The sequence below is a fragment of the Pseudomonas sp. A genome (genome assembly GCF_056270345.1).
In genome coordinates this window covers 3,555,030-3,574,081 of record NZ_CM149873.1, presented here as the reverse complement: position 1 = coordinate 3,574,081, position 19,052 = coordinate 3,555,030, and the positions used below count along the sequence as shown (strand labels likewise).

Here is a 19,052-nt window from a genome sequence, read left to right as displayed (position 1 = left end):
AGAAAAGCATGAGCCGTGCCTTGCACGAGGTCGCCAACGGCAGCTTGTTCGGCGTCGCCCTGAACTATCAGGGCCTGCTGCAGCAGCATCTGGCATCCTTCCATGAAGCGCCGTACCAGCAGCCGCCGGTCAAACCGGTGCTGTTCATCAAGACCCCGAACACCCGCAACGAGCATGCCCGCCCGGTGACCTACCCATCGGCAGTCGAGCGCCTGCAACCCGGCCCCGCGTTGGGCGTGGTGATCGGCAAGGACGCCAGCCGCGTCAGCGTCGAAAACGCCCTCGCGCATGTGGCCGGCTACACCATCGTCAACGAGTTCAGCCTGCCCGAGGACAGCTACTACCGTCCGGCGGTCAAGGCCAAGTGCCGCGACGGCTTCTGCGCCATCGGCCCGCAGCTGGTGCCGGCCGCGCAGGTCGGCAACCCCGACGCGCTGGGCATCCGCCTGTGGGTCAACGGCGAGCTGCGCCAGCAGAACAACACCGCCAACTGCGTGCGCGGCGTGGCCCGGCTGATCGCCGAGATCAGCGAGTTCATGACCCTGCATGCCGGCGACGTGCTGATCACCGGCACCCCCGAAGGCCGCGTCGATGTGCTGCCCGGCGACCGGGTGACGGTCGAGATCGACGGCCTTGGCCAGCTGACCAACCCCATCGTCGCCGAACAAGGACTCGCCCCATGAAGCACGCCCGTATCCAGTTCGACGGCCAGGTCCATCAGGTCACCGTCGAGGACGACCAGCAACTGCGCCTGGCCGATGGCCGCCTGGTCCATGCCGACCAGGTCACCTGGCTGCCACCGGCCACCGGCAACATGTTCGCCCTGGGCCTGAACTACGCCGACCACGCCGCCGAGCTGGCCTTCACCCCGCCCACCGAACCGCTGGCGTTCATCAAGTCGCCGGGCACCTACACCGGGCACGACCAGGTCACCTGGCGCCCGGACAACGTCAAGTACATGCACTACGAGTGCGAACTGGTGGCGGTGATCGGCAAGCCGGCGCGCAACGTCAGGCGCGAGGACGCCCTCGACTACCTGGCCGGCTACACGGTGTGCAACGACTACGCCATCCGCGACTACCTGGAGAACTACTACCGCCCCAACCTGCGGGTGAAAAACCGTGACGCCACCACCCCGGTGGGCCCGTGGATCGTCGACGTCGCCGACGTGCCGGATCCGTCGAAGCTGACGCTGCGCACCTGGATCAACGGCGAGCTGAAACAGCAAGGCAGCACCGCCGACATGATCTTCGACATCCCCTACCTGATCGAATACTTCTCCAGCTTCATGACCCTGCAGCCCGGCGACATGATCGCCACCGGCACCCCGGAAGGCCTGGCCGACGTGGTACCGGGCGACGAGGTGGTGGTGGAAGTAGAAGGCGTTGGTCGCCTGGTCAACCGAATCGTCAGCGAAGCCGAGTTCTTCGCCCGCAAAGCACACGAGGCAACAGCATGATCAAGCACTGGATCAACGGCCGCGAAGTCGAGAGCCGCGACACCTTCATCAACTACAACCCGGCCACCGGCGAAGCCATCGGCGAAGTCGCCAGCGGCGGCGCCGAGGAAGTCGCCCAGGCCGTGGCCGCGGCCAAGCAAGCCTTCCCCAAATGGGCCAACACGCCGGCCAAGGAGCGCGCCCGGCTGATGCGCCGCCTGGGTGAGCTTATCGAGCAGAACGTGCCGCAGCTGGCCGAACTGGAGACCCTGGACACCGGCCTGCCGATCCACCAGACGCGCAACGTGCTGATTCCCCGCGCCTCGCACAACTTCGACTTCTTCGCCGAGGTGTGCACGCGCATGGACGGCCACACCTACCCGGTGGACGACCAGATGCTCAACTACACCCTCTACCAGCCGGTGGGCGTGTGCGGGCTGGTGTCGCCCTGGAACGTGCCGTTCATGACCGCCACCTGGAAGACCGCGCCATGCCTGGCCCTGGGCAACACCGCGGTGCTGAAGATGAGCGAACTGTCGCCGCTGACCGCCAACGAGCTGGGCCGCCTGGCGGTCGAGGCTGGCATCCCCAATGGCGTACTCAATGTGATCCAGGGCTACGGCGCCACCGCCGGCGATGCCCTGGTGCGCCACCCGGACGTGCGCGCCATCTCCTTCACCGGCGGCACCGCCACCGGCCGCAAGATCATGCAGACGGCGGGCCTGAAGAAGTACTCGATGGAGCTGGGCGGCAAGTCGCCGGTGCTGATCTTCGAAGACGCCGACCTGGACCGTGCCCTGGACGCCGCGCTGTTCACCATTTTCTCGCTCAACGGCGAGCGCTGCACCGCCGGCAGCCGGATCTTCATCCAGGAGAGCGTATACCCGCAGTTCGTCGCCGAGTTCGCCGCCCGCGCCAGGCGCCTGATCGTCGGCGACCCGACCGATCCGCAGACCCAGGTCGGCTCGATGATCACCCAGCAGCACTACGACAAGGTCACCGGCTACATCCGCATCGGCCTCGAGGAAGGCGCACGCTTGGTGGCCGGCGGCTTGGAGCGTCCGGCCGGGCTGCCGGCGCACCTGGCCAAGGGGCAGTTCATCCAGCCGACGGTGTTCGCCGACGTGAACAACTCGATGCGCATCGCCCAGGAAGAGATCTTCGGCCCGGTGGTCTGCCTGATCCCGTTCAAGGACGAGGCCGAGGCGCTGCAACTGGCCAACGACACCGAATACGGCCTGGCTTCGTACATCTGGACCCAGGACATCGGCAAGGCCCACCGCCTGGCCCGTGGCATCGAAGCGGGCATGGTGTTCATCAACAGCCAGAACGTGCGCGACCTGCGCCAGCCGTTCGGTGGGGTGAAAGGCTCGGGTACCGGGCGCGAAGGTGGGCAATACAGCTTCGAGGTCTTCGCCGAGATCAAGAACGTGTGTATATCCATGGGTAGCCATCACATTCCGCGCTGGGGAGTGTAACGCTTCCAATCGCCGGGGCTGCCTTGCAGCCCTTCGCGGGTAAACCCGCTCCCACAGGAACAGCGCTGAACCTGTGGGAGCGGGTTTACCCGCGAATCGAGGGCGCAGCCCTCGCCATGGACACCAAGAACAACAACCTTCAACAGGAGACATACCATGGGCAAACTCGCTCTCGCCGCCAAGATCACCCATGTTCCCTCGATGTACCTGTCCGAACTGCCCGGCCCGCGCCAGGGCTTTCGCCAGGCGGCCATCGACGGCCACCACGAGATCGGCCGGCGCTGCCGTGAACTGGGCGTGGACACCATCGTCGTGTTCGACACCCACTGGCTGGTCAACGCCAACTACCACATCAACTGCGCCGCGCATTTCGAAGGCCTGTACACCAGCAACGAACTGCCCCACTTCATCGCCAACATGGACTACGGCTTCCCCGGCAACCCCGAGCTGGGGCGGATCCTTGCCGAGGAATGCAACCGCCTGGGCGTGGAGACCATGGCCCACGACGCCACCACCCTGGCCCCGGAGTACGGCACCCTGGTGCCGATGCGCTACATGAACGCCGACCGCCACTTCAAGGTGATCTCGGTCTCGGCCCTGTGCACCTCGCACTATCTCAATGACAGCGCGCGCCTGGGCTGGGCCATGCGCAAGGCGGTCGAGGACCACTACGACGGCACCGTGGCCTTCCTCGCCAGTGGCTCGCTGTCGCACCGCTTCGCCCAGAACGGCCAGGCCCCGGACTTTGCCACCAAGGTCTGGAGCCCGTTCCTGGAGACCCTCGACCACCGCGTGGTGCGCATGTGGCAGGACGGCGACTGGGCCGACTTCTGCGCGATGCTGCCCGAGTACGCAGTCAAGGGCCACGGCGAAGGCTTCATGCACGACACCGCCATGCTGCTCGGCGCCCTGGGCTGGTCCCAGTACGACGCCAAGGCCGAGGTGGTGACGCCGTACTTCGGCTCCTCCGGCACCGGCCAGATCAACGCGATCTTCCCGGTCACCCCGCAGGACGGCAGCGCGATCCCCGCCGCCCAGGCCTCGAACCCGGCCGGCGTCACCGCCACCAGCCGCCTGTAAGGAGTACCGTCATGCCTCATCTGGTCCTGCTCTACAGCCCGGACATCGAAGCCGACGCCGATATGCCCGGCCTGTGCCGCGCCCTGGCCGACTGCATGCTCGCCCAGCGCGACGAACATGATCGCCAGGTGTTCCCCACCGGCGGCACCCGCGTGCTGGCCTACCCGGCCGCCCACGCGGCGATCGCCGATGGTCGTGGCGACTACGGCTTCGTCTACGCCAACCTGCGCATGGGCAGCGGTCGCAGCGCCACAGTGCACCGGCAGGTCGGCGATGCGCTGCTGGCGGTGCTGCGTCGGCAGTTGGACGCGCTGCTGGAACGTCGCCCGGTCGGGCTGACCCTGCAGATCGATGAAAGCCAGGCGCAGGTGTACGACGCCAAGCACAGCAGCCTGCATCCCCTGTTCACCCGTCAGCCCTGAGGTCTCCATGCTCGACGCCCGCATCATCCAGCAAGCCGCCGCCCGCCTCGACCAGGCCGAACGCACCCGCGAACAGGTCGGCCAGTTCTCCCTGGAACACCCCTCGATCAGCATCGAGGACGCCTACGCCATCCAGCGTGCCTGGGTGGCGCAGAAGATCAAGGACGGCCGCAAGCTGGTCGGCCACAAGATCGGCCTGACTTCCCGGGCCATGCAGGTCTCCTCGAACATTACCGAGCCGGACTATGGCGCGCTGCTCGACGACATGCTGTTCGACGAAGGCAGCGACATTCCCTTCGAGCGCTTTATCGTGCCCCGGGTCGAGGTGGAGCTGGCGTTCATCCTCGGCAAGCCGCTCAAGGGGCCGAACGTGACCCTGTTCGACGTGCTCGACGCCACCGAGTGGGTGATTCCGGCCCTGGAGATCATCGATGCGCGCATCCAGCAGGTCGACCCGCTCAGCGGCGCCACCCGCAAGGTGTTCGACACAATCTCCGACAACGCTGCCAACGCCGGCGTGGTCATGGGCGGTCGCGCCGTGCGCCCGGGCGACGTCGACCTGCGCAAGGTGCCGGCGGTGCTGTACCGCAACGGCGTGATCGAGGAGTCCGGCGTGTCGGCGGCGGTGCTCAACCACCCGGCCAAGGGCGTGGCCTGGCTGGCCAACAAGCTGGCGCCATACGACGTGGGCCTCGAAGCCGGCCAGATCATTCTCGGCGGCTCGTTCACCCGCCCGGTGGCCGCCCGTCCTGGCGACACCTTCCACGTCGACTACGATCAACTCGGTTCGATCGCCTGTCGATTCGTCTGACGCCTGCCCAGACAGCAGAGATTCCTGTGGGAGCGGGTTCACCCGCGAAAGCATCATCAGCATCACCATCGCATTCGCGGGTGAACCCGCTCCCACAGTGTACCTGCGACCCCACACGCTCAACGAGGACCGCCCATGGACATGCCCATCAACACCTTCAAACAACGCCTGCGCGCTGGCCAGGCGCAGATCGGCCTGTGGCTCGGCCTGGCCGACCCGTACTGCGCGGAGCTGGCGGCCAATGCCGGCTTCGACTGGCTGCTGCTCGACGGCGAGCACGCGCCCAACGACCTGCGCAGCCTGCTCGGCCAGTTGCAGGCGGTGGCGCCCTACCCGGCCCAACCCATCGTGCGCCCGGTGATCGGCGACACCGCGCTGATCAAGCAATTGCTGGATATCGGCGCGCAGACCCTGCTGGTGCCCATGGTCGAAAGCGCCGAGCAGGCACGCCAGCTGGTGCGAGCGATGCACTACCCGCCCCACGGCGTGCGCGGCGTCGGCAGCGCGTTGGCACGAGCGTCGCGCTGGAACAGCCTGCCCGACTACCTGGACCAGGCCGACGAACAGATGTGCCTGCTGGTGCAGGTGGAGAACCGCGAAGGCCTGGCCAACCTCGACGCGATCTGCGCCGTCGAAGGCGTCGATGGCGTGTTCATCGGCCCCGCCGACCTCAGCGCCGCCATGGGCCACCGGGGCAACCCGGGGCATCCCGAAGTGCAGGCGGCCATCGACGACGCCATCGTGCGCATCGGCCGTGCCGGCAAGGCGGCGGGGATCCTCAGCGCCGACGAGGCGCTGGCGCGCCGTTACATCGAGCTGGGCGCGGCGTTCGTCGCGGTCGGGGTCGACACCACGGTGCTGATGCGCGGCTTGCAGACGTTGGCGGGCAAGTTCAAGGACGGGGCCGCTGCCAGCGCCCAGGGCGGTGTCTACTAGTCCGGCCTGGTAGCGCGTAAGCTCGATGTTGGGAGCACACTGGCCCCTGCGACAGTGCCATGCTAGCCTCCGCGCGCCTCGTCCTGCGGGGTCGCAACAACATCGAATCAAGGAGTCAGGCAATGGACCTGCAGTTTCTGGGCACCTCTTCCGGTGTGCCCACCAAGGCCCGCAACGTCAGTGCGACCGCAGTCATCGAATCCTCAGGCACCGGCTGGTACCTGGTCGATTGCGGCGAAGGTACCCAACACCAGTTGCTGCACAGCCCGCTGTCGGTGCGCGACCTGCGCGCCATCCTCATCACCCATGTGCACGGCGACCACTGCTTCGGCTTGCCGGGGCTGCTGGCCAGTGCCGGCATGTCGGGGCGCAAGGAACCCTTACAGCTAGTGCTGCCGGCCGAGCTTCAGGCCTGGGTGCGCCAGAGCCTGGCGGTCAGCGATACCTACCTGCCCTTCGAGCTGCAGATGCAGCCGGTCGAGACCTTCACCGGGCTGGAACATGGCAATGTGCAGATCGGTGTGGTCGAGCTGTCGCACCGGGTACCGTCCTACGGTTTCGTGTTCGAGGAGCGTGACCCAGAGCCACGGCTGGACACCCAGCGCCTGCAGGCCGACGGCATCCCCGCCGGGCCGTTGTGGGGGCAACTGGCCCGTGGCAGGACTGTCGAGCACGAGGGACGCCAGCTCGACCCGCAGGCCTACCTGCAACCGACGCGCCCGGCGCAGCGGATGATCGTCTGCGGCGACAACGACCGCCCGGAGCTGTTGAGCACGCTGGCGGCGAACGTGGATGTGCTGGTCCATGAGGCGACCTTCACCCAGCCGGTGGTCGAGCGTGCCCAGGCGACCTTCGGCCACAGCACCGCCGCCGCAGTGGCGCGCTTCGCCGAAACGGCGGGCGTGAGGAACCTGGTGCTGACGCATTTCAGTGCTCGCTACCAGTCGGGCGGCGGGCGTGGTGGCTCCATCGAGGAGGTACGCGAAGAGGCGCAGGCGCACTACAACGGGCACCTGACCCTGGCCCGGGACCTGCAGCGTTATCGGCTTGGCCGTGATGGGGTGTTGGTAGAGGTGGAGTGAGCAGGCCTTGTGGCCAGCCCCTTTTGGATATCAACGCTCCGATTCAAGATTGCCGGGGTCGCTCTGCGACCCTTTCGCGGCACAAGGCCGCTCCTACAGGGGGACGCAATCGCCTGTAGGAGCGGCCTTGTGCCGCGAAAGGGCTGCAAGGCAGCCCCAGCAACTCCAAGCCGGACGCCACTCTCAACCCCTGGAAAAGGCTGGACCTTGCGGCCTCAATGCGCCGGATGCTGCGCCACGCTGCCCGCCAGGCAATAGCGATCCCGCCCCTGGCGCTTGGCTTCATAAAGCGCCGCATCCGCAGCCGCCATCAGGTTCTCCGGGGTCACCGTCTCCAGCGTCGGCGCGCCCACCGCAATACCGGCACTGGCCGAGACGTGTCCCAGCGGGCTGCCGGCATGCTCGATGGCCAGCCGGCGCAACAGCTGCAGGATCTCCTGGACGATCTGGCTGGCGCCCTGGCCATCGGTATCGGGCAACAACAGGGTGAACTCCTCGCCGCCATAGCGCACCGCCAGGTCCCCCGGGCGCTTGAGCGCCTGGCGCAGCAGCTCGGCGAAACGCCGCAGGCACTGGTCGCCCGCCGGGTGGCCGTAGCGGTCGTTGTAGGCCTTGAAGTAGTCCAGGTCGAGCATCACCAGGGCCAGCGGCCGGCCCTGGCGCCGTGCCCGGCGGATCTCCGGCTCGAACACCGCGTCCAGGCGTCGGCGGTTGCCCAAACCGGTCAGGCTGTCGCTCAGGGCCAGCGCCTTTAGGGTCTGGTGGGCCTGGTGCAGTGCGCGCTCGATGGCGATGCGCTCGCGCAACTGGCGCAGGACGATCCAGCCGAAGCCGGCCAGGCCGACCAGCAGCAGGACCAGCACGGCCAGTGACTTGATCATGTCATGCCGCCAGGGCCCGACGATCGACTCGCGGGACAAGCCCGCCTGTACCACCAGCGGGTAGCTGGACAGCGCCCGGAACGCATACAGCCGAGTGGTGCCATCAACCACCGCCACCGCTTCGGTCACGCCTTCGCTGGCGTAGGGCAGGTAAAGACGGAAGATCTCGCTGCCCGCCAGGCTGCGGCCAATGACCTGCTCGACGAACGGCCGGCGCACGAGGATGGTACCGTCGCGTTTGGCCAGCACCAGGGCGCCACGTTCATCGATCTTGAAATCACCGTAGTAACGCACGAACCAGTCGACCTTGATGGTGCCCAGCAGCACCCCGGCGAAGCGGCCATCGGGCAGGTCCAGGCGCCGCGAGATGGGGATGATCAGGTCGCCCGTGGAACGGCTGCGCACCACCGAGCCGATACGCACCTGGTGACCGGCGTGGGTCTGGTGGTAGATGAAATAGTCGCGGTCAGCGTTGTTGGCACCCGGCGGCACGGCGTCCTTGTCGGTGACGATCCAGCTGCCATCGGCGCCGTAGACGAACAGGCCGTGCAACTGCGGCATGATTTTCACCTGCTGCTTGAGCAGGGCGTGCAGGCGCGGTCGATCGACATGGGCGAAGCCATCGCCTTCCAGGCGCTCGGCCAGGACGGCGGTGATCGCGTCCACCTGGCGGATGGCGTCCTCGGCGTGCTGGGCGGTGGCCCTGGCCAGGTTGGTGACCGCGTTCTCGGCGTCGCTGAACGCCTGCCGGTACTCGCGCCAGATCCGCCAGCCCTCGATCAGCACGAACGCCAGCATCACCACCGCCATGAAACCCAGCACCAGGCGGAACAACGACACGGCGCGGCCCTCGCCGGTCACCGCGAAGACGCTGTCATCAGTGTGTTTCCTGGCTGCTGCCATCAAAGTCCCTTGTCGTCACGCACTAGCCGCCCATCACTATAGTTCAGCCAGGACACTGTCTATCTCCTGTAGGAGCGGCCTTGTGTCGCGAAAGGGCCGTGCAACGGCCCCAGGATGTCAGCATTAAGCAAAGATTGCCGGGGCCGCTTTGCGGCCCTTTCGCGACACAAGGCCGCTCCTACAAGGCACCATTCGACTCTATGACCCAAGCTGTTCTACGATCGCCTCCATCAGCGCCCGCACCCGCCTCGGCTGCACCCGGGTCGGCGGATAGACGATCTGCAGCGCCACCTGCCCGGCGCTGAAGTCTCCCAGCACCTCCACCAGCCTGCCACTGTCCAGGTCATCGCGTACATCGCGCAGCGACTTCAGGCACAGGCCATGCCCGGCCAGGGCCCAGCGCCGCACCTGCTCGCCGTTGTTGGCGACCCGCCGGCCGCGCACGCTGACCGGATAGGCCGCCGAGCCCAGGCGAAGCGGCCAGACCCGCTCGGTGTGGATGCCGAAGCGCATGACGATGCAGTCGTGCCGCGCCAGGTCGTCCGGGTGCAGTGGTGTGCCGTGCCGGCCCAGGTAATCGGGCGCGGCGCACACCACCCGGCGGTTGTCGCCCAGGGGCCGGGCGCGCAGGGAACTGTCGGCCAATGTGCCGTAGCGGATGGCGAAGTCGATGCCCTGCCCTACGAGGTCGACGTAGCCATCGGTCAGGTCCAGGTCGATCGACACTTCGGGGTGTTCGGCAAGGAAGCGGTCGAGCAGCGGCGCGATGCAGTGCTGGCCGAGGTCCACCGGGGCGCTCAGGCGCACCAGCCCGGAGATCTTCTGCTGGCCGTGGCGCAGCTGGCTCTGCAGCTCGTCGGCCTCGGCCAGCAAGCGCCGGGCGCCGTCGGCCAGCAGCCGACCGGCGTCGGTCAGGCTGAGCGAGCGGGTGCTGCGGGTCAGCAGCGTCACCCCGTAATGCGCCTCCAGCGCCGACAGGCGCTCGGACACCGTGGCCGGTGACAACCCGCGCTCACGGCCCGCCGCCGACAGGCTGCCCTTTTCGATGATGGTGAGGAACAACGCCAGTTGATCCAGCATGGCTTTCGACTTTTCCGAAATATGATTTTGTCTTTCGGCTGATTATTAGCGATTTTCTCGCTAATTACACTGCCCGGCATCGAAACCCACGCACTCAGGAGCGAACCGATGACCAGCAGAAGAGACTTCATGAAAGGCACCCTTGCCGGCGGCATCGCCGTGGCGGCGGGCGCGGCACTGGCGAGCGAGCCAGGCAGCACCAACGGGACGACGCCAGGTAGCGGCGATGGCAAGGCGTTCTGGCCCAACGGCGCGCAACTGGTGATATCGGTGTCGTTGCAGTTCGAATCGGGTGGGCAGCCGGAGCATGCCGAAAGCCCCTTCCCGCCCCTGGACCCACGCTACCCCGACACCATCGCCCCCAGCTGGTACCGCTACGGCCCGCTGGAAGGCGTGCCGCGCCTGCTCGCGCTGTTCGACCGGCACGGCATCAAGGTTACTTCGCACATGGTCGGCAAGGCCGTGGAAGCTTACCCGGAGCTGGCGGCCGAGGTGGTCCGGCGTGGTCACGAAGCCGCCGGTCACGGCCTGCACTGGGCGCCCCAGTACAGCCTGACGCCCGCCGAGGAGCGCCGCCAGTACCAGCAGGCCAGCGGCATAATCGAACGCGTCACCGGGCAACGTCCGCTGGGTTTCAACGCGTTCTGGATGCGCCACTCCCGCGAAACCCTGAATATCCTCCAGGACCTGGGCTTCCTCTACCACATCGACGACCTGGCCCGCGACGAGCCGTCGATCACCCCGGTGCGCGGCAAGCCGTTCGCCGTGGTGCCCTACACCCTGCGCAACAACGACATCGGCCGCATCGCCGGGTCCACGGCGATGACCGGCGCCGCCTTGCTGCAGGAGCTCAAGGACGAATTCGACGTGCTGTACGCCGAAGGCCGCCAGCGCCGCCGGCTGATGTCGCTGTCGGCCCATGACCGCATCGGCGGCACGCCCACCGTGGTGCGGGCGCTGGACCAGTTCTTCGCCTATGCCCGCAGCCATGCCGGGGTGGCGTTCATGCGCAAGGACGACATCGCCCGCTGGACCCTGGCCCAGGGCGATGCGCCGGTCAATCCGCCGCGGGTGTTCAGCTGATCGCAGGCCAGACCCAACCTGTAGGAGCGGCCTTGTGCCGCGAAAGGGCTGCGCAGCAGCCCCGGGATCTCAGCCTCAAGGCAGATATTGCTGGGCCGCTTCGCGGCCCTTTCGCGGCACAAGGCCGCTCCTACAGCCCCACTAGCCCCGCCTGACGCATGAATGCCAGGTTGTCCTCCAGATGCCAGTCCTCGGCTATACGGCCATCGGCGATGCGATAGATGTCCATGGCGATGAAGTCGATGGCCTGGCCCTGACCCTGGTGCTCGCCCAGTGTGCCGGTGAAATGGCCAGTAAAGCGCAATGCCGCGGTGACCCGGTCACCCGCGACGATCATCTGCAGCACCTCGCAGCGCAGGTCCGGCACCGCCGCGCGGAATGCCCGGGAAGCCTTCAGCGGCCCTTCGACGCCCTGCACCCGCCCCGGCGGCAGGGTGTTGTCGCGAAAGTCGGCGGCCAGCGCGGCGCGGGCCATGGCCTCGTCGCCAGTGTTCCAGAAGGTGTCGTAGCGGCGGGCGGCGAGGATCTGCTGCTGCGCCTGGGCCTCGGGCAGGCTCTGGTCGACCACCAGCGTGGCCGGCGTCACCAGCTCACTGGCGTTGCCCAGATTGGCCGCCGCCGTCAGCAGCAGCATGGAGATGCAGCGGGCGGCACGCAGCGCCGAAGCCTTGGTTTCGGTGTTCATCCTGATTTCCTTCAGTGCGTTTACAAGGGGGCATGGCGCGGCCGCGAACCATGGACAACAGCCTAACCAGCCCCGACCAAGCGCTCAAGAAGGCACTTTTCACTCACCTGATTACCCTGGAGTAACCCATGGCCCACTACCGCGAATGCCCGGCCTACGACGTCTTTGCCCCGAACTGCCCGGCACGCCTGGTGCTCGATCGGCTGGCCGACAAATGGGTGCTGCTGCTCATCGACCGCCTCAGCGCCGGCGAGCGGGTGCGCTTCAACCAGCTGCGCCGGGATATCGCCGGGGTCTCGCAGAAGGTGCTGTCGCAGACCCTGAAGAGGCTCGAGCGCGATGGTCTGGTGGAACGCCAGGTACACCCGACCGTGCCGCCCACCGTCGAATACGCCCTGACCGAACTGGGCGCGACACTGGGCGGCACGGTGGAACAACTGGCGCATTGGGCGGAGTCGAACATGCCGGCGATAGTTCAAGCTCGGCAACGCTACGATAAGAGGCCGGACCCAGGATCCCCCCGCAATGCACTTCCCCTGTAGGAGCGGCCTTGTGCCGCGAAAGGGCTGCAAAGCAGCCCCGCCGATCTTTGCATTAGCGCGCAAATCCCGGGGCCGCTGTGCGGCCCTTTCGCGGCGCAAGGCCGCTCCTACAGGCAAGCGCGTAACCTCGACTTACGGCTGCTGATACTGACTCAGGTACTTGTCCAGCACCGCCTTGTCCCCCGCCCCATCCCCCGCCACCTGCCACAACCGCCGCTCGATCCCCTGGGCCAGCAGGTGGCCCACCGCGGCTTCGATGGCCGACAGCACGCACAGCTGCGCCGGTTCGTTGGTGGTGTAGCCCACCTCGGCTTCGAGCAGCTTCTTGAACTCGATGAACTTGAACACCCCGGCGTTCTGCCCGACCGAGTAGATGGTCTTGCTGGTCATCACGTTGGCCAGCACCTGGCCGGTGCGCACGTCCACCGCCCGCAGGTTGACCGTGACCTGGTCGACCCGGTACTCGCGGGACAGGCCGATGCCCAGGTAGCGGGCGCCCTCACCGCCGCTGCGCACATTGGTGTCGTAGGCGATGATGCCGCCCTCGAGCATCAGGTTGGCCGCCTGCAGCGGCGGCAGCTCGCCCTGGATGTTTTCCGCGACGTCGGGCTTCTTCTGCGAGGCGCGGATGATCTTGCGCTCGGTCAGCAGGTTCTGCAGGCCCTCGCGCTCCAGCACCACGAACCAGCCGCTGGCGTTGAGCGCGTCCATCAGCATGCTCGCCGCCCCCTGGGTGACGCTGGTGGAAAACGAACTGGCCGGGGTCGGCTTGTATTGCCCGGTCTGGTCGCGGAAACCGTACACCACCGCCATCAGCCGGCCGCGGGGCCGAGGCATGTTGACCAGGTCGTAGTAGGTCGAGGCCCGCGGCGTCAGCGTCGGGGTCTCGGGGTCCTGTTCGGCGGGCATCGGCTCGCGCAGGCCGCAGCCTGGCAGGCTACCCAGGGCGGCGAGGACCAGCAGTGTGCTCAGCAGGCGTTTCATGGCGTTCTCTCCCCAGTAAAGACCCGTCCCTCTCAGGGGTTCAGGCCGCTGACCTCGATGATCGAGACTTCCCCGGTGGCCCGGTCGGTGACCTTGATGCTCAGCGCCCCCGAGTCGTCGATGACGTCGATCAGGAAGGCGTCGGTGGACATGCTGCCGGTGTTGCCGTTGCTGATGTTGTCCAGCAGTTGCCCGAGCAGGCGCGACTCGAGCTGGTTGCTGAAGCGCTCCAGGGCCGAGGTGCCGGCGAATGCCGAGCTGCGGTCCTTGAGGTCGGGATCGTCGTAGTCGTTCTGCGCCTGGGCGTTGTTCAGCAGCCAGGTGCCATTGATCGGGTTGCCGCCGAAGGACGGGTTGACCGGGGTGTACACCAACTCGGTGGCCAGGGCCTGGCCACCGAGGCCGGCAGCCAGCAGGCAGGCGGCGATGCGTCGTGCAAGATGGGTGCTCATAGCTCGTCCCTCTCCAGATCGGTTGTGTCCTGCAGCAGTCGTTGCAGCTTGCGCTGGATGATCTGTTGCCTGACCAGGTCGGCGGCCGCGATGGCCTCGTCGTTGAGTTGCGTGGTGTTAGGCGGCAGGAAACGCCGGTACAGCACCTCGCGCTCGTATTCCACCGTCACCAGGCTGCCCCAGCGGGCATCCGGGCGTTCGCGCACCACCAGGTTGAAGTCGAGCCGGCTGGTGGCGCGCAGCCGGTCGCTGAAGGCGTGATAGAAGTCGTGGCCGATGTGCGAGATGGTGTTGTCGACGATGAAACCCATCATCTCGTCCTCGGCACCCGCCCGGGCCTGACCCTGCAGCAGGGCCAGGCACAGGCACAGCAACGTGGCCAGGCGTTTCATGGCGCCTCTCCCGGGCCTGCGTGTTGACGGGCGCCGCCGGCACTCTCGGCAAAGGCCTGCTCGGCGACGAACTGCCAGTCGCTGTAGTGTTCCAGCCCTTCGAAAGCGCTCCACTGGGCGTCGAAGCCACTGCGCTTGAGCGGCGCGGTCTCGGAGCGGCTGTACACCCCGGTGATACGGCCATCGACCGCGCGCAGCAGGCCCCACGCCTCGCCGCCGCCGACCGGGTCCGGGTAGAGCCTGCGCAGGTGGCGCTGCGGCGCCGGGAAACGGTTGTCCTCCACCAGCTCGCCCAGGTCCTGCGGGTACTGGGCCAGGCCCGGCGAGGCGCGATAGTAGCTGCGCAGGGCCTGGGCGTACTGGCCGCCCACCCACAACAACTGGCGCTCGCGTTCGCGCTGCACGCTGGTGGCCCACAGGGTGCCGGTGGCCGCCAGGGCCACGCTGCTGACGGCGATCAGCAGCAGCACGCCCAGGTAGGTGAAGCCGGTTTCACCATTCGGCATAGAGGCTGCCATCACGCGCCCTCCCGCTGGCTCCACTCTTGATGTCGGCCACCCCGCCAGCCACGCCCTCGGGCGGCGGCACCAGCTGCCAGGCATCGCGGCGCTCGGTGATCGGGTCGACCGGGGTGTTGCGCAGGTAGCGCTGCTCCACCAGCTGATCGAGGGAATCGGGGTAGTGCCCGGTGTCGCCGTAGTAGTGGTCCAGGGCCTCGCGCAGCACCGCCAGGCTCTGGCGCAGGGTGGCCTCGCGGGAGGCCTCCAGGCTGTTGAAGTAGCGCGGCATGGCGATGGTCATCAGGGTGGCGATGATCGCCATCACCACCAGCAGTTCGATGAGGGTAAAGCCCTTGCTCGGTTTCATCGCCGTCACCATTGCCCGTAGGGAACGTTGTTGAGGCCCTTGCCGGCGGCCGTGGAATAGACGTCGAACACGTCCTCGCCCTCGCGCGGGTTGTCGGCCGCGCTGTCGTAGGCGCGCAGGCCCCAGCCGCCCTGGTCGTCGGCCTTGGCGGCGCGCAGCGGATCGTGGGGGATGCGCCGCAGGAAGTAGAACTTCGCGCCCTTGGCGCTGCGCACATCGCGCACGCCGTCCACCAGCACCTGCAGGTTCGGTGGATAGCCGCTGCCGTTCAGGCGCTTCTCGATGTAGCCGGCGTCGAAGGCGCGCTTGTAGGCATCGATGGCGTCGCGGATCTGGTACAGGGCCTCGCGCAGTTGCTGCTCCTTGCCCCGGCGCACCACGGTCTCGGTCAGTGGCGCGGCCATGCTGGCGAGCAGCCCGAGCAGCGCCAGGGTCAGCACCACCTCGATCAGGCTGAAGCCCTGCTGGCGGCGTGTCATGGCCGTGGCCTCGGGCTGGCGGGCACCACGGCCATCTGCCCTTCCACCAGCGGCGCCTCCTGCGACTCGCTGCCCGGCACCTCGGTGGGCACCGCGCTGGCCGGCACCGGCTGGGCCAACTGGCGCACCTGCAGGGCCGACTCGGTGCCGGTGGCGAACTCCATGTCCGACGGGCTCTGGTACGGCAGGTTGCGCACGATGCGCGGGGTGATCGCCAGCACCAGTTCGGACTTGCTCATGTCGTCCTTGTTGCTGCCGAACAGCCGGCCCAGGCCGGGAATGTCACCCAGCCCCGGGATCTTGTTGCCGCTGGCGTTGTGGTCGTTGCGCACCAGCCCGGCCAGCACCTGGGTCTCGCCGTCGTGCAGGCGCAGGCTGGTCTGGGCGTTGCGGGTGTCGACCTGGACCGGGATGGTGCCCTGGCGGGTCGCCTCCAGGGGCGTGGCGTTGCTCACTTCCAGGGCCACCTTGATCGCCACCTCGTTGTTCAGGTGCACGGTAGGTTGCACTTCGAGCTTGAGACCGACGTCCAGGTAGGTGACGCTCTCGGTGATCACCGGCCCCTGGGTCGAGGGCACCGAGGTAGCGCTGATGATCGGCACCCGCTGGCCGATGTGGATGCGCGCCTGCTCGCGGTTGCTGACCCGGATCACCGGGCTTGCCAGGGTGTTGATGTCCTTGTCCTGGGCGTTGATCTTGGCCTGCGGCGCCGGCGAGATGCTGATCCGGCTGGAGTCGATGCCGCGCAGCTGGTCGAGCACGCTCACCGACTTGCCGTCGCTGGTCAGCACGCCGAAGGTGTTGGGCCATTGCAGGCCGAGGTCGAGGATGCGCGAGGTGGCCACCTCCATCACCTCCACTTCCAGCACCACCTCGGGGTTGGACTGGTCCTGGGACTGCAGCAGTTTCTCGGCCATGCGCACGGCGTCGGGGGTGTCACGCATGGTCAGGGTGTTGAGGCGCTCGTCGACGAACACGTCGCGGGTCTTGAGCATGGTCTTGACCATGTTCAGCGCGGTGTTGGCGTCGATGCTGGTCAGGTAGAAGGTGCGCATGACCAGTTCCTGGTAGTCCTTGGTCTTCTGCGGCGAGTCCGGGTAGATCAGCAGGGTGTTGTCGTTGACGATCTTCTGGCGCAGCTGGTTCTGCTCCAGCAGCAGGGCCACGGCGTCCTCGATGCGCACCTCGCGCACGAAGATGGTGGCCTTCATGTCCGGGCGCAGGTCCTTGTCGAAGATGAAGTTGATCCCGGCGACCTGGGCCAGCACCTCGAAGATGGTCTTCAGGTCAGCATCGCGAAACTCCAGGGTCACCGGGCGCTCCAGCTTGCTGCGCAGCTGCGGGTACGGCGTGGCGGTGCGCGCCTGGACGTTCTCGATGTCGCTGCGCAGCATCTGGCCTTTCTGGTTCTGCGGATCCAGGCGCAGCACCTCGCGCATGTAGCGCTCGGCGCCGAACAGGTCGCCCTGGCGCAACGCCGCCTGGCCGAGGGCGACGCGATCGTCGAGGGTGCGGATCAGCTCCAGCTGGCGGATGCCTTCCTGGGCACGGCGGTTGTTGGCCTCTATGGTCAGCACCCGGCCGTAGCCCATGCGCGCGCCAGCGAAGTCGTGGCGCACGCGGTCGCTGTCGGCCTGGGTCAGCAGCGCCTCGACCGCGGCCTGGCGGCCGTGGGCCAGGGCGATGTTCAGTTCGGTGTCACGCGGGTCCTCGCGCAGGGCCTCTTCCAGGCGGGCGATCCCGGCCTCGTACTGGCCTTCCTTGATCAGCTCCTGGCTGTCCTTGCGCGCGGCGCTCGAGCCACATCCGCCGATGGCCACGCACAGGGCCAGGAGCATGAACGGTGCAGGCTTGCACAACTTCGACGATTTCATGGGGCGCTCCCGACAGACAGGGTCTGTGGCTGGTGCAGTGGCAGGTAGACCAGGCTCAGCTCGGTGGCCGAGACGTGGTCCAGACGGTAGGTGTCATCGATCACGTCGCCCTGGCGCACGACGTAGAGCTTGTCGCCGCTCTGCAGGAAGATCTGCAGGTCGTCGCGCTCGCCCATGCGGCCGATGAAGCGAAACGGCAGTGTCGGCGCGGTGGGCGCGGCGGCCACCGGGGCGGTGACCACGGGTTGCTCGGTGACGGTGGCCAGGGCCTGGGGTGGGCTCCATTGCTGGCTGGGGAACAGGTCTGTGGAAGCCTGTTCCGGCCTCTTCGCGGGTAAACCCGCTCCCACAGGGTCAGCTGCATCCCGGGACCCTGTGGGAGCGGGTTTACCCGCGAAAGGGGCCACCTCGTCCTCCAGGCCGAACCAGTGCCCCGGCGCCCACGCCAGCGCGGCGCTCACCCCGAGGAACCCGGCCCACATCACCGCACGCTGAGTGTTCATCACGACCTCGACAGGTAAAGGGTCATGCGCACACGACCGGTCAGTTCCCTGTCACCGATCCGCTTGCGCTGCAGCTCCAGGTCTTCCAGCACCAGGGTCGGCAACTGGCCGAGCAGTGCCTTGAGGAAGCCGCGGATCTGCGGGTAGCTGCCACGCACCGGCAGGACAATCTGGTAGCGCGCCAGCTGGGTCCTGGGGTCCACCCCCAGGGCGTACTCGCCGCGGGACAGGCTGATGCGCTCGGCGCTGGCCAGGTGGTACAGGCGCTCGATCAGCTCGCTGGCCTGGGGCTGGCCGGGCAACTGCTGGCGCAGTTCGTCCAGGGCCTGCTGCTCGGGTCGGGCCTGGACCTTCAGCTCGCCACGCGCCAGACGCTGCACCTGGGCACTGGCATCGGCCTCGCTGGCGCGCAGCTCGCGCACCGCCTGCCAGTGCGGCAGCACCCCGGCCAGGGCGATGGCCAGCGCCAGGGCGCCAACCAGCAGCGCCGCCAGCCCTGCCCGGCCCAGGCGCCGCAGCGCTTCGTGGACAATCAGGCTAGGGACGCGCATGGCCGGTCTCCCAGGTGGCGGTGAGGTTGAAACGCACCGGATGCTCGGCCTGCCCGGCCAGCACTTCGTGGTTGAGCAGCGACACGTCGGACAGCTCGGCGCTGCGCTCCAGGCGCTGGTGGTACTGCAGCATCGCCTCGAGGTTGCGCGCCTCGGCGCTGATGCGGACCTGGCCCTTGCGTGCGTCTGGGGTGAGGCTGAGCAACGCCACGTCTTCCTGGGGCATCGCCTCGAGCATGGCGAACAGTTGCTGCCAGGGCCGCTGCAGTTGCTGCGAGACGCTGCGCATCTGTGCCAGGCGCTCGGCCTGCTCGCGGATCACCGCGCTGCTCTGCACGGCGGCGGTGGCCGGGCGCCGGCCGAGCTTGAGTTCGAGCTGGTGCACGCGGCCTTCCAGGTCCACCTGCTCGCTCACCAGTTGCTGCTGGGCCAGCACCAGCACTGCCAGCACGGCGCCGCCCAGGGCCAGCAGCGACCAGGCCAGGGGGCTGTTGTGACGGGGCTGGAATTCCAGGTCGAGGCGGCGCAT

Annotated in this window: 23 protein-coding genes; 10 read left to right on the top strand and 13 right to left on the bottom strand. The window is 67.6% G+C overall.

Annotated features, from left to right (window positions below):
• The first annotated feature begins 8 nt into the window (after positions 1-8).
• The 8 genes from AC0MAZ_RS15985 (at position 9) to AC0MAZ_RS15950 (ending at position 7,247) form a co-directional block, all read left to right on the top strand.
• Positions 9-683 carry a fumarylacetoacetate hydrolase family protein gene (locus AC0MAZ_RS15985; RefSeq protein WP_475858477.1) on the top strand — a complete coding sequence of 225 codons (675 nt, stop codon included), beginning with the start codon at positions 9-11 and terminating at the stop codon, positions 681-683.
• A complete protein-coding gene (locus AC0MAZ_RS15980; RefSeq protein ID WP_254463564.1) occupies positions 680-1,459 on the top strand; it encodes a fumarylacetoacetate hydrolase family protein in 780 nt (259 codons plus the stop codon). The genes AC0MAZ_RS15985 and AC0MAZ_RS15980 overlap by 4 nt, the downstream gene beginning before the upstream one ends.
• Positions 1,456-2,916 carry a 5-carboxymethyl-2-hydroxymuconate semialdehyde dehydrogenase gene (hpaE, locus tag AC0MAZ_RS15975; RefSeq protein ID WP_203646701.1) on the top strand — a complete coding sequence of 487 codons (1,461 nt, stop codon included), beginning with the start codon at positions 1,456-1,458 and terminating at the stop codon, positions 2,914-2,916. Before AC0MAZ_RS15980 ends, hpaE begins: the two co-directional genes overlap by 4 nt.
• A 156-nt stretch (positions 2,917-3,072) precedes the next feature.
• Positions 3,073-3,996, top strand: coding sequence for a 3,4-dihydroxyphenylacetate 2,3-dioxygenase (gene hpaD, locus AC0MAZ_RS15970; protein ID WP_203646703.1), 924 nt, complete (start codon positions 3,073-3,075; stop codon positions 3,994-3,996).
• An 11-nt stretch (positions 3,997-4,007) separates the two neighbouring features.
• Entirely contained in the window at positions 4,008-4,418 is a 411-nt protein-coding gene (locus tag AC0MAZ_RS15965) for a 5-carboxymethyl-2-hydroxymuconate Delta-isomerase (protein ID WP_232855110.1), read from the top strand.
• Between the two features lie 7 nt (positions 4,419-4,425).
• A complete protein-coding gene (gene hpaH / locus AC0MAZ_RS15960) occupies positions 4,426-5,229 on the top strand; it encodes a 2-oxo-hept-4-ene-1,7-dioate hydratase (RefSeq protein ID WP_203646706.1) in 804 nt (267 codons plus the stop codon).
• Positions 5,230-5,364: 135 nt separating this feature from the next.
• Positions 5,365-6,165 (top strand): 4-hydroxy-2-oxoheptanedioate aldolase, encoded by an 801-nt coding sequence (hpaI, locus tag AC0MAZ_RS15955; protein WP_232855112.1) that lies wholly within the window; start codon positions 5,365-5,367, stop codon positions 6,163-6,165.
• Positions 6,166-6,287: 122 nt separating this feature from the next.
• Positions 6,288-7,247 carry a ribonuclease Z gene (locus AC0MAZ_RS15950; protein WP_475858475.1) on the top strand — a complete coding sequence of 320 codons (960 nt, stop codon included), beginning with the start codon at positions 6,288-6,290 and terminating at the stop codon, positions 7,245-7,247.
• 215 nt (positions 7,248-7,462) lie between these two features.
• Here the strand turns inward: AC0MAZ_RS15950 and AC0MAZ_RS15945 are convergent, their stop codons facing one another.
• A complete protein-coding gene (locus AC0MAZ_RS15945; protein ID WP_475858473.1) occupies positions 7,463-9,031 on the bottom strand; it encodes a sensor domain-containing diguanylate cyclase in 1,569 nt (522 codons plus the stop codon).
• Positions 9,032-9,229: 198 nt separating this feature from the next.
• On the bottom strand, positions 9,230-10,111 hold the full coding sequence (locus AC0MAZ_RS15940) for a LysR family transcriptional regulator (protein ID WP_475858472.1): 882 nt from the start codon (positions 10,109-10,111) through the stop codon (positions 9,230-9,232).
• A gap of 108 nt (positions 10,112-10,219) precedes the next feature.
• Here AC0MAZ_RS15940 and AC0MAZ_RS15935 point away from each other — a divergent pair, with 108 nt between their 5' ends.
• Positions 10,220-11,194 carry a polysaccharide deacetylase family protein gene (locus AC0MAZ_RS15935; protein ID WP_475858471.1) on the top strand — a complete coding sequence of 325 codons (975 nt, stop codon included), beginning with the start codon at positions 10,220-10,222 and terminating at the stop codon, positions 11,192-11,194.
• A 130-nt stretch (positions 11,195-11,324) separates the two neighbouring features.
• Here the strand turns inward: AC0MAZ_RS15935 and AC0MAZ_RS15930 are convergent, their stop codons facing one another.
• Positions 11,325-11,828 carry an ester cyclase gene (locus tag AC0MAZ_RS15930; RefSeq protein WP_475861444.1) on the bottom strand — a complete coding sequence of 168 codons (504 nt, stop codon included), beginning with the start codon at positions 11,826-11,828 and terminating at the stop codon, positions 11,325-11,327.
• A gap of 179 nt (positions 11,829-12,007) precedes the next feature.
• Between AC0MAZ_RS15930 and AC0MAZ_RS15925 the strand changes: the two genes are divergently transcribed.
• On the top strand, positions 12,008-12,421 hold the full coding sequence (locus AC0MAZ_RS15925) for a winged helix-turn-helix transcriptional regulator (RefSeq protein WP_232855117.1): 414 nt from the start codon (positions 12,008-12,010) through the stop codon (positions 12,419-12,421).
• 132 nt (positions 12,422-12,553) lie between these two features.
• Here the strand turns inward: AC0MAZ_RS15925 and AC0MAZ_RS15920 are convergent, their stop codons facing one another.
• From AC0MAZ_RS15920 to AC0MAZ_RS15875, 10 genes are read right to left on the bottom strand one after another with little or no spacing between them, the layout of a single operon-like run.
• Positions 12,554-13,405 carry a CsgG/HfaB family protein gene (locus tag AC0MAZ_RS15920; RefSeq protein ID WP_186735546.1) on the bottom strand — a complete coding sequence of 284 codons (852 nt, stop codon included), beginning with the start codon at positions 13,403-13,405 and terminating at the stop codon, positions 12,554-12,556.
• Between the two features lie 32 nt (positions 13,406-13,437).
• Positions 13,438-13,857 (bottom strand): curli assembly protein CsgF, encoded by a 420-nt coding sequence (locus tag AC0MAZ_RS15915; protein ID WP_050705917.1) that lies wholly within the window; start codon positions 13,855-13,857, stop codon positions 13,438-13,440.
• A complete protein-coding gene (gene csgE, locus AC0MAZ_RS15910; protein ID WP_203646718.1) occupies positions 13,854-14,249 on the bottom strand; it encodes a curli production assembly/transport protein CsgE in 396 nt (131 codons plus the stop codon). Before csgE ends, AC0MAZ_RS15915 begins: the two co-directional genes overlap by 4 nt.
• Positions 14,246-14,767, bottom strand: a complete 522-nt coding sequence (locus AC0MAZ_RS15905; protein ID WP_475858469.1) for a type II secretion system protein — start codon at positions 14,765-14,767, stop codon at positions 14,246-14,248. Before AC0MAZ_RS15905 ends, csgE begins: the two co-directional genes overlap by 4 nt.
• Complete coding sequence (locus AC0MAZ_RS15900; RefSeq protein WP_096050074.1) at positions 14,742-15,116, bottom strand: type II secretion system protein; 375 nt, start codon at positions 15,114-15,116, stop codon at positions 14,742-14,744. The genes AC0MAZ_RS15905 and AC0MAZ_RS15900 overlap by 26 nt, the downstream gene beginning before the upstream one ends.
• Positions 15,117-15,121: 5 nt before the next feature.
• Entirely contained in the window at positions 15,122-15,595 is a 474-nt protein-coding gene (locus AC0MAZ_RS15895; protein WP_232855119.1) for a type II secretion system protein, read from the bottom strand.
• On the bottom strand, positions 15,592-17,469 hold the full coding sequence (locus tag AC0MAZ_RS15890) for a secretin N-terminal domain-containing protein (RefSeq protein WP_203646724.1): 1,878 nt from the start codon (positions 17,467-17,469) through the stop codon (positions 15,592-15,594). Before AC0MAZ_RS15890 ends, AC0MAZ_RS15895 begins: the two co-directional genes overlap by 4 nt.
• Positions 17,466-17,972 carry a hypothetical protein gene (locus AC0MAZ_RS15885; RefSeq protein WP_475858467.1) on the bottom strand — a complete coding sequence of 169 codons (507 nt, stop codon included), beginning with the start codon at positions 17,970-17,972 and terminating at the stop codon, positions 17,466-17,468. The genes AC0MAZ_RS15890 and AC0MAZ_RS15885 overlap by 4 nt, the downstream gene beginning before the upstream one ends.
• Positions 17,972-18,523: a type 4a pilus biogenesis protein PilO gene (pilO, locus tag AC0MAZ_RS15880; protein ID WP_203646726.1), complete on the bottom strand. Its 552-nt coding sequence runs from the start codon at positions 18,521-18,523 to the stop codon at positions 17,972-17,974. Before pilO ends, AC0MAZ_RS15885 begins: the two co-directional genes overlap by 1 nt.
• Complete coding sequence (locus AC0MAZ_RS15875) at positions 18,510-19,052, bottom strand: pilus assembly protein (RefSeq protein ID WP_475858466.1); 543 nt, start codon at positions 19,050-19,052, stop codon at positions 18,510-18,512. The genes pilO and AC0MAZ_RS15875 overlap by 14 nt, the downstream gene beginning before the upstream one ends.

Bases quoted from the DNA above. Each gene is read 5' to 3' on its own strand.
- AC0MAZ_RS15985 (WP_475858477.1), top strand. From the start codon at position 9: ATGAGCCGTGCCTTGCACGAGGTCGCCAACGGCAGCTTGTTCGGCGTC.
- AC0MAZ_RS15980 (WP_254463564.1), top strand. From the start codon at position 680: ATGAAGCACGCCCGTATCCAGTTCGACGGCCAGGTCCATCAGGTCACC.
- hpaE (WP_203646701.1), top strand. From the start codon at position 1,456: ATGATCAAGCACTGGATCAACGGCCGCGAAGTCGAGAGCCGCGACACC.
- hpaD (WP_203646703.1), top strand. From the start codon at position 3,073: ATGGGCAAACTCGCTCTCGCCGCCAAGATCACCCATGTTCCCTCGATG.
- AC0MAZ_RS15965 (WP_232855110.1), top strand. From the start codon at position 4,008: ATGCCTCATCTGGTCCTGCTCTACAGCCCGGACATCGAAGCCGACGCC.
- hpaH (WP_203646706.1), top strand. From the start codon at position 4,426: ATGCTCGACGCCCGCATCATCCAGCAAGCCGCCGCCCGCCTCGACCAG.
- hpaI (WP_232855112.1), top strand. From the start codon at position 5,365: ATGGACATGCCCATCAACACCTTCAAACAACGCCTGCGCGCTGGCCAG.
- AC0MAZ_RS15950 (WP_475858475.1), top strand. From the start codon at position 6,288: ATGGACCTGCAGTTTCTGGGCACCTCTTCCGGTGTGCCCACCAAGGCC.
- AC0MAZ_RS15945 (WP_475858473.1), bottom strand. From the start codon at position 9,031: ATGGCAGCAGCCAGGAAACACACTGATGACAGCGTCTTCGCGGTGACC.
- AC0MAZ_RS15940 (WP_475858472.1), bottom strand. From the start codon at position 10,111: ATGCTGGATCAACTGGCGTTGTTCCTCACCATCATCGAAAAGGGCAGC.
- AC0MAZ_RS15935 (WP_475858471.1), top strand. From the start codon at position 10,220: ATGACCAGCAGAAGAGACTTCATGAAAGGCACCCTTGCCGGCGGCATC.
- AC0MAZ_RS15930 (WP_475861444.1), bottom strand. From the start codon at position 11,828: ATGCTGCTGCTGACGGCGGCGGCCAATCTGGGCAACGCCAGTGAGCTG.
- AC0MAZ_RS15925 (WP_232855117.1), top strand. From the start codon at position 12,008: ATGGCCCACTACCGCGAATGCCCGGCCTACGACGTCTTTGCCCCGAAC.
- AC0MAZ_RS15920 (WP_186735546.1), bottom strand. From the start codon at position 13,405: ATGAAACGCCTGCTGAGCACACTGCTGGTCCTCGCCGCCCTGGGTAGC.
- AC0MAZ_RS15915 (WP_050705917.1), bottom strand. From the start codon at position 13,857: ATGAGCACCCATCTTGCACGACGCATCGCCGCCTGCCTGCTGGCTGCC.
- csgE (WP_203646718.1), bottom strand. From the start codon at position 14,249: ATGAAACGCCTGGCCACGTTGCTGTGCCTGTGCCTGGCCCTGCTGCAG.
- AC0MAZ_RS15905 (WP_475858469.1), bottom strand. From the start codon at position 14,767: ATGGCAGCCTCTATGCCGAATGGTGAAACCGGCTTCACCTACCTGGGC.
- AC0MAZ_RS15900 (WP_096050074.1), bottom strand. From the start codon at position 15,116: ATGAAACCGAGCAAGGGCTTTACCCTCATCGAACTGCTGGTGGTGATG.
- AC0MAZ_RS15895 (WP_232855119.1), bottom strand. From the start codon at position 15,595: ATGACACGCCGCCAGCAGGGCTTCAGCCTGATCGAGGTGGTGCTGACC.
- AC0MAZ_RS15890 (WP_203646724.1), bottom strand. From the start codon at position 17,469: ATGAAATCGTCGAAGTTGTGCAAGCCTGCACCGTTCATGCTCCTGGCC.
- AC0MAZ_RS15885 (WP_475858467.1), bottom strand. From the start codon at position 17,972: ATGAACACTCAGCGTGCGGTGATGTGGGCCGGGTTCCTCGGGGTGAGC.
- pilO (WP_203646726.1), bottom strand. From the start codon at position 18,523: ATGCGCGTCCCTAGCCTGATTGTCCACGAAGCGCTGCGGCGCCTGGGC.
- AC0MAZ_RS15875 (WP_475858466.1), bottom strand. From the start codon at position 19,052: ATGCGCCGCCTCGACCTGGAATTCCAGCCCCGTCACAACAGCCCCCTG.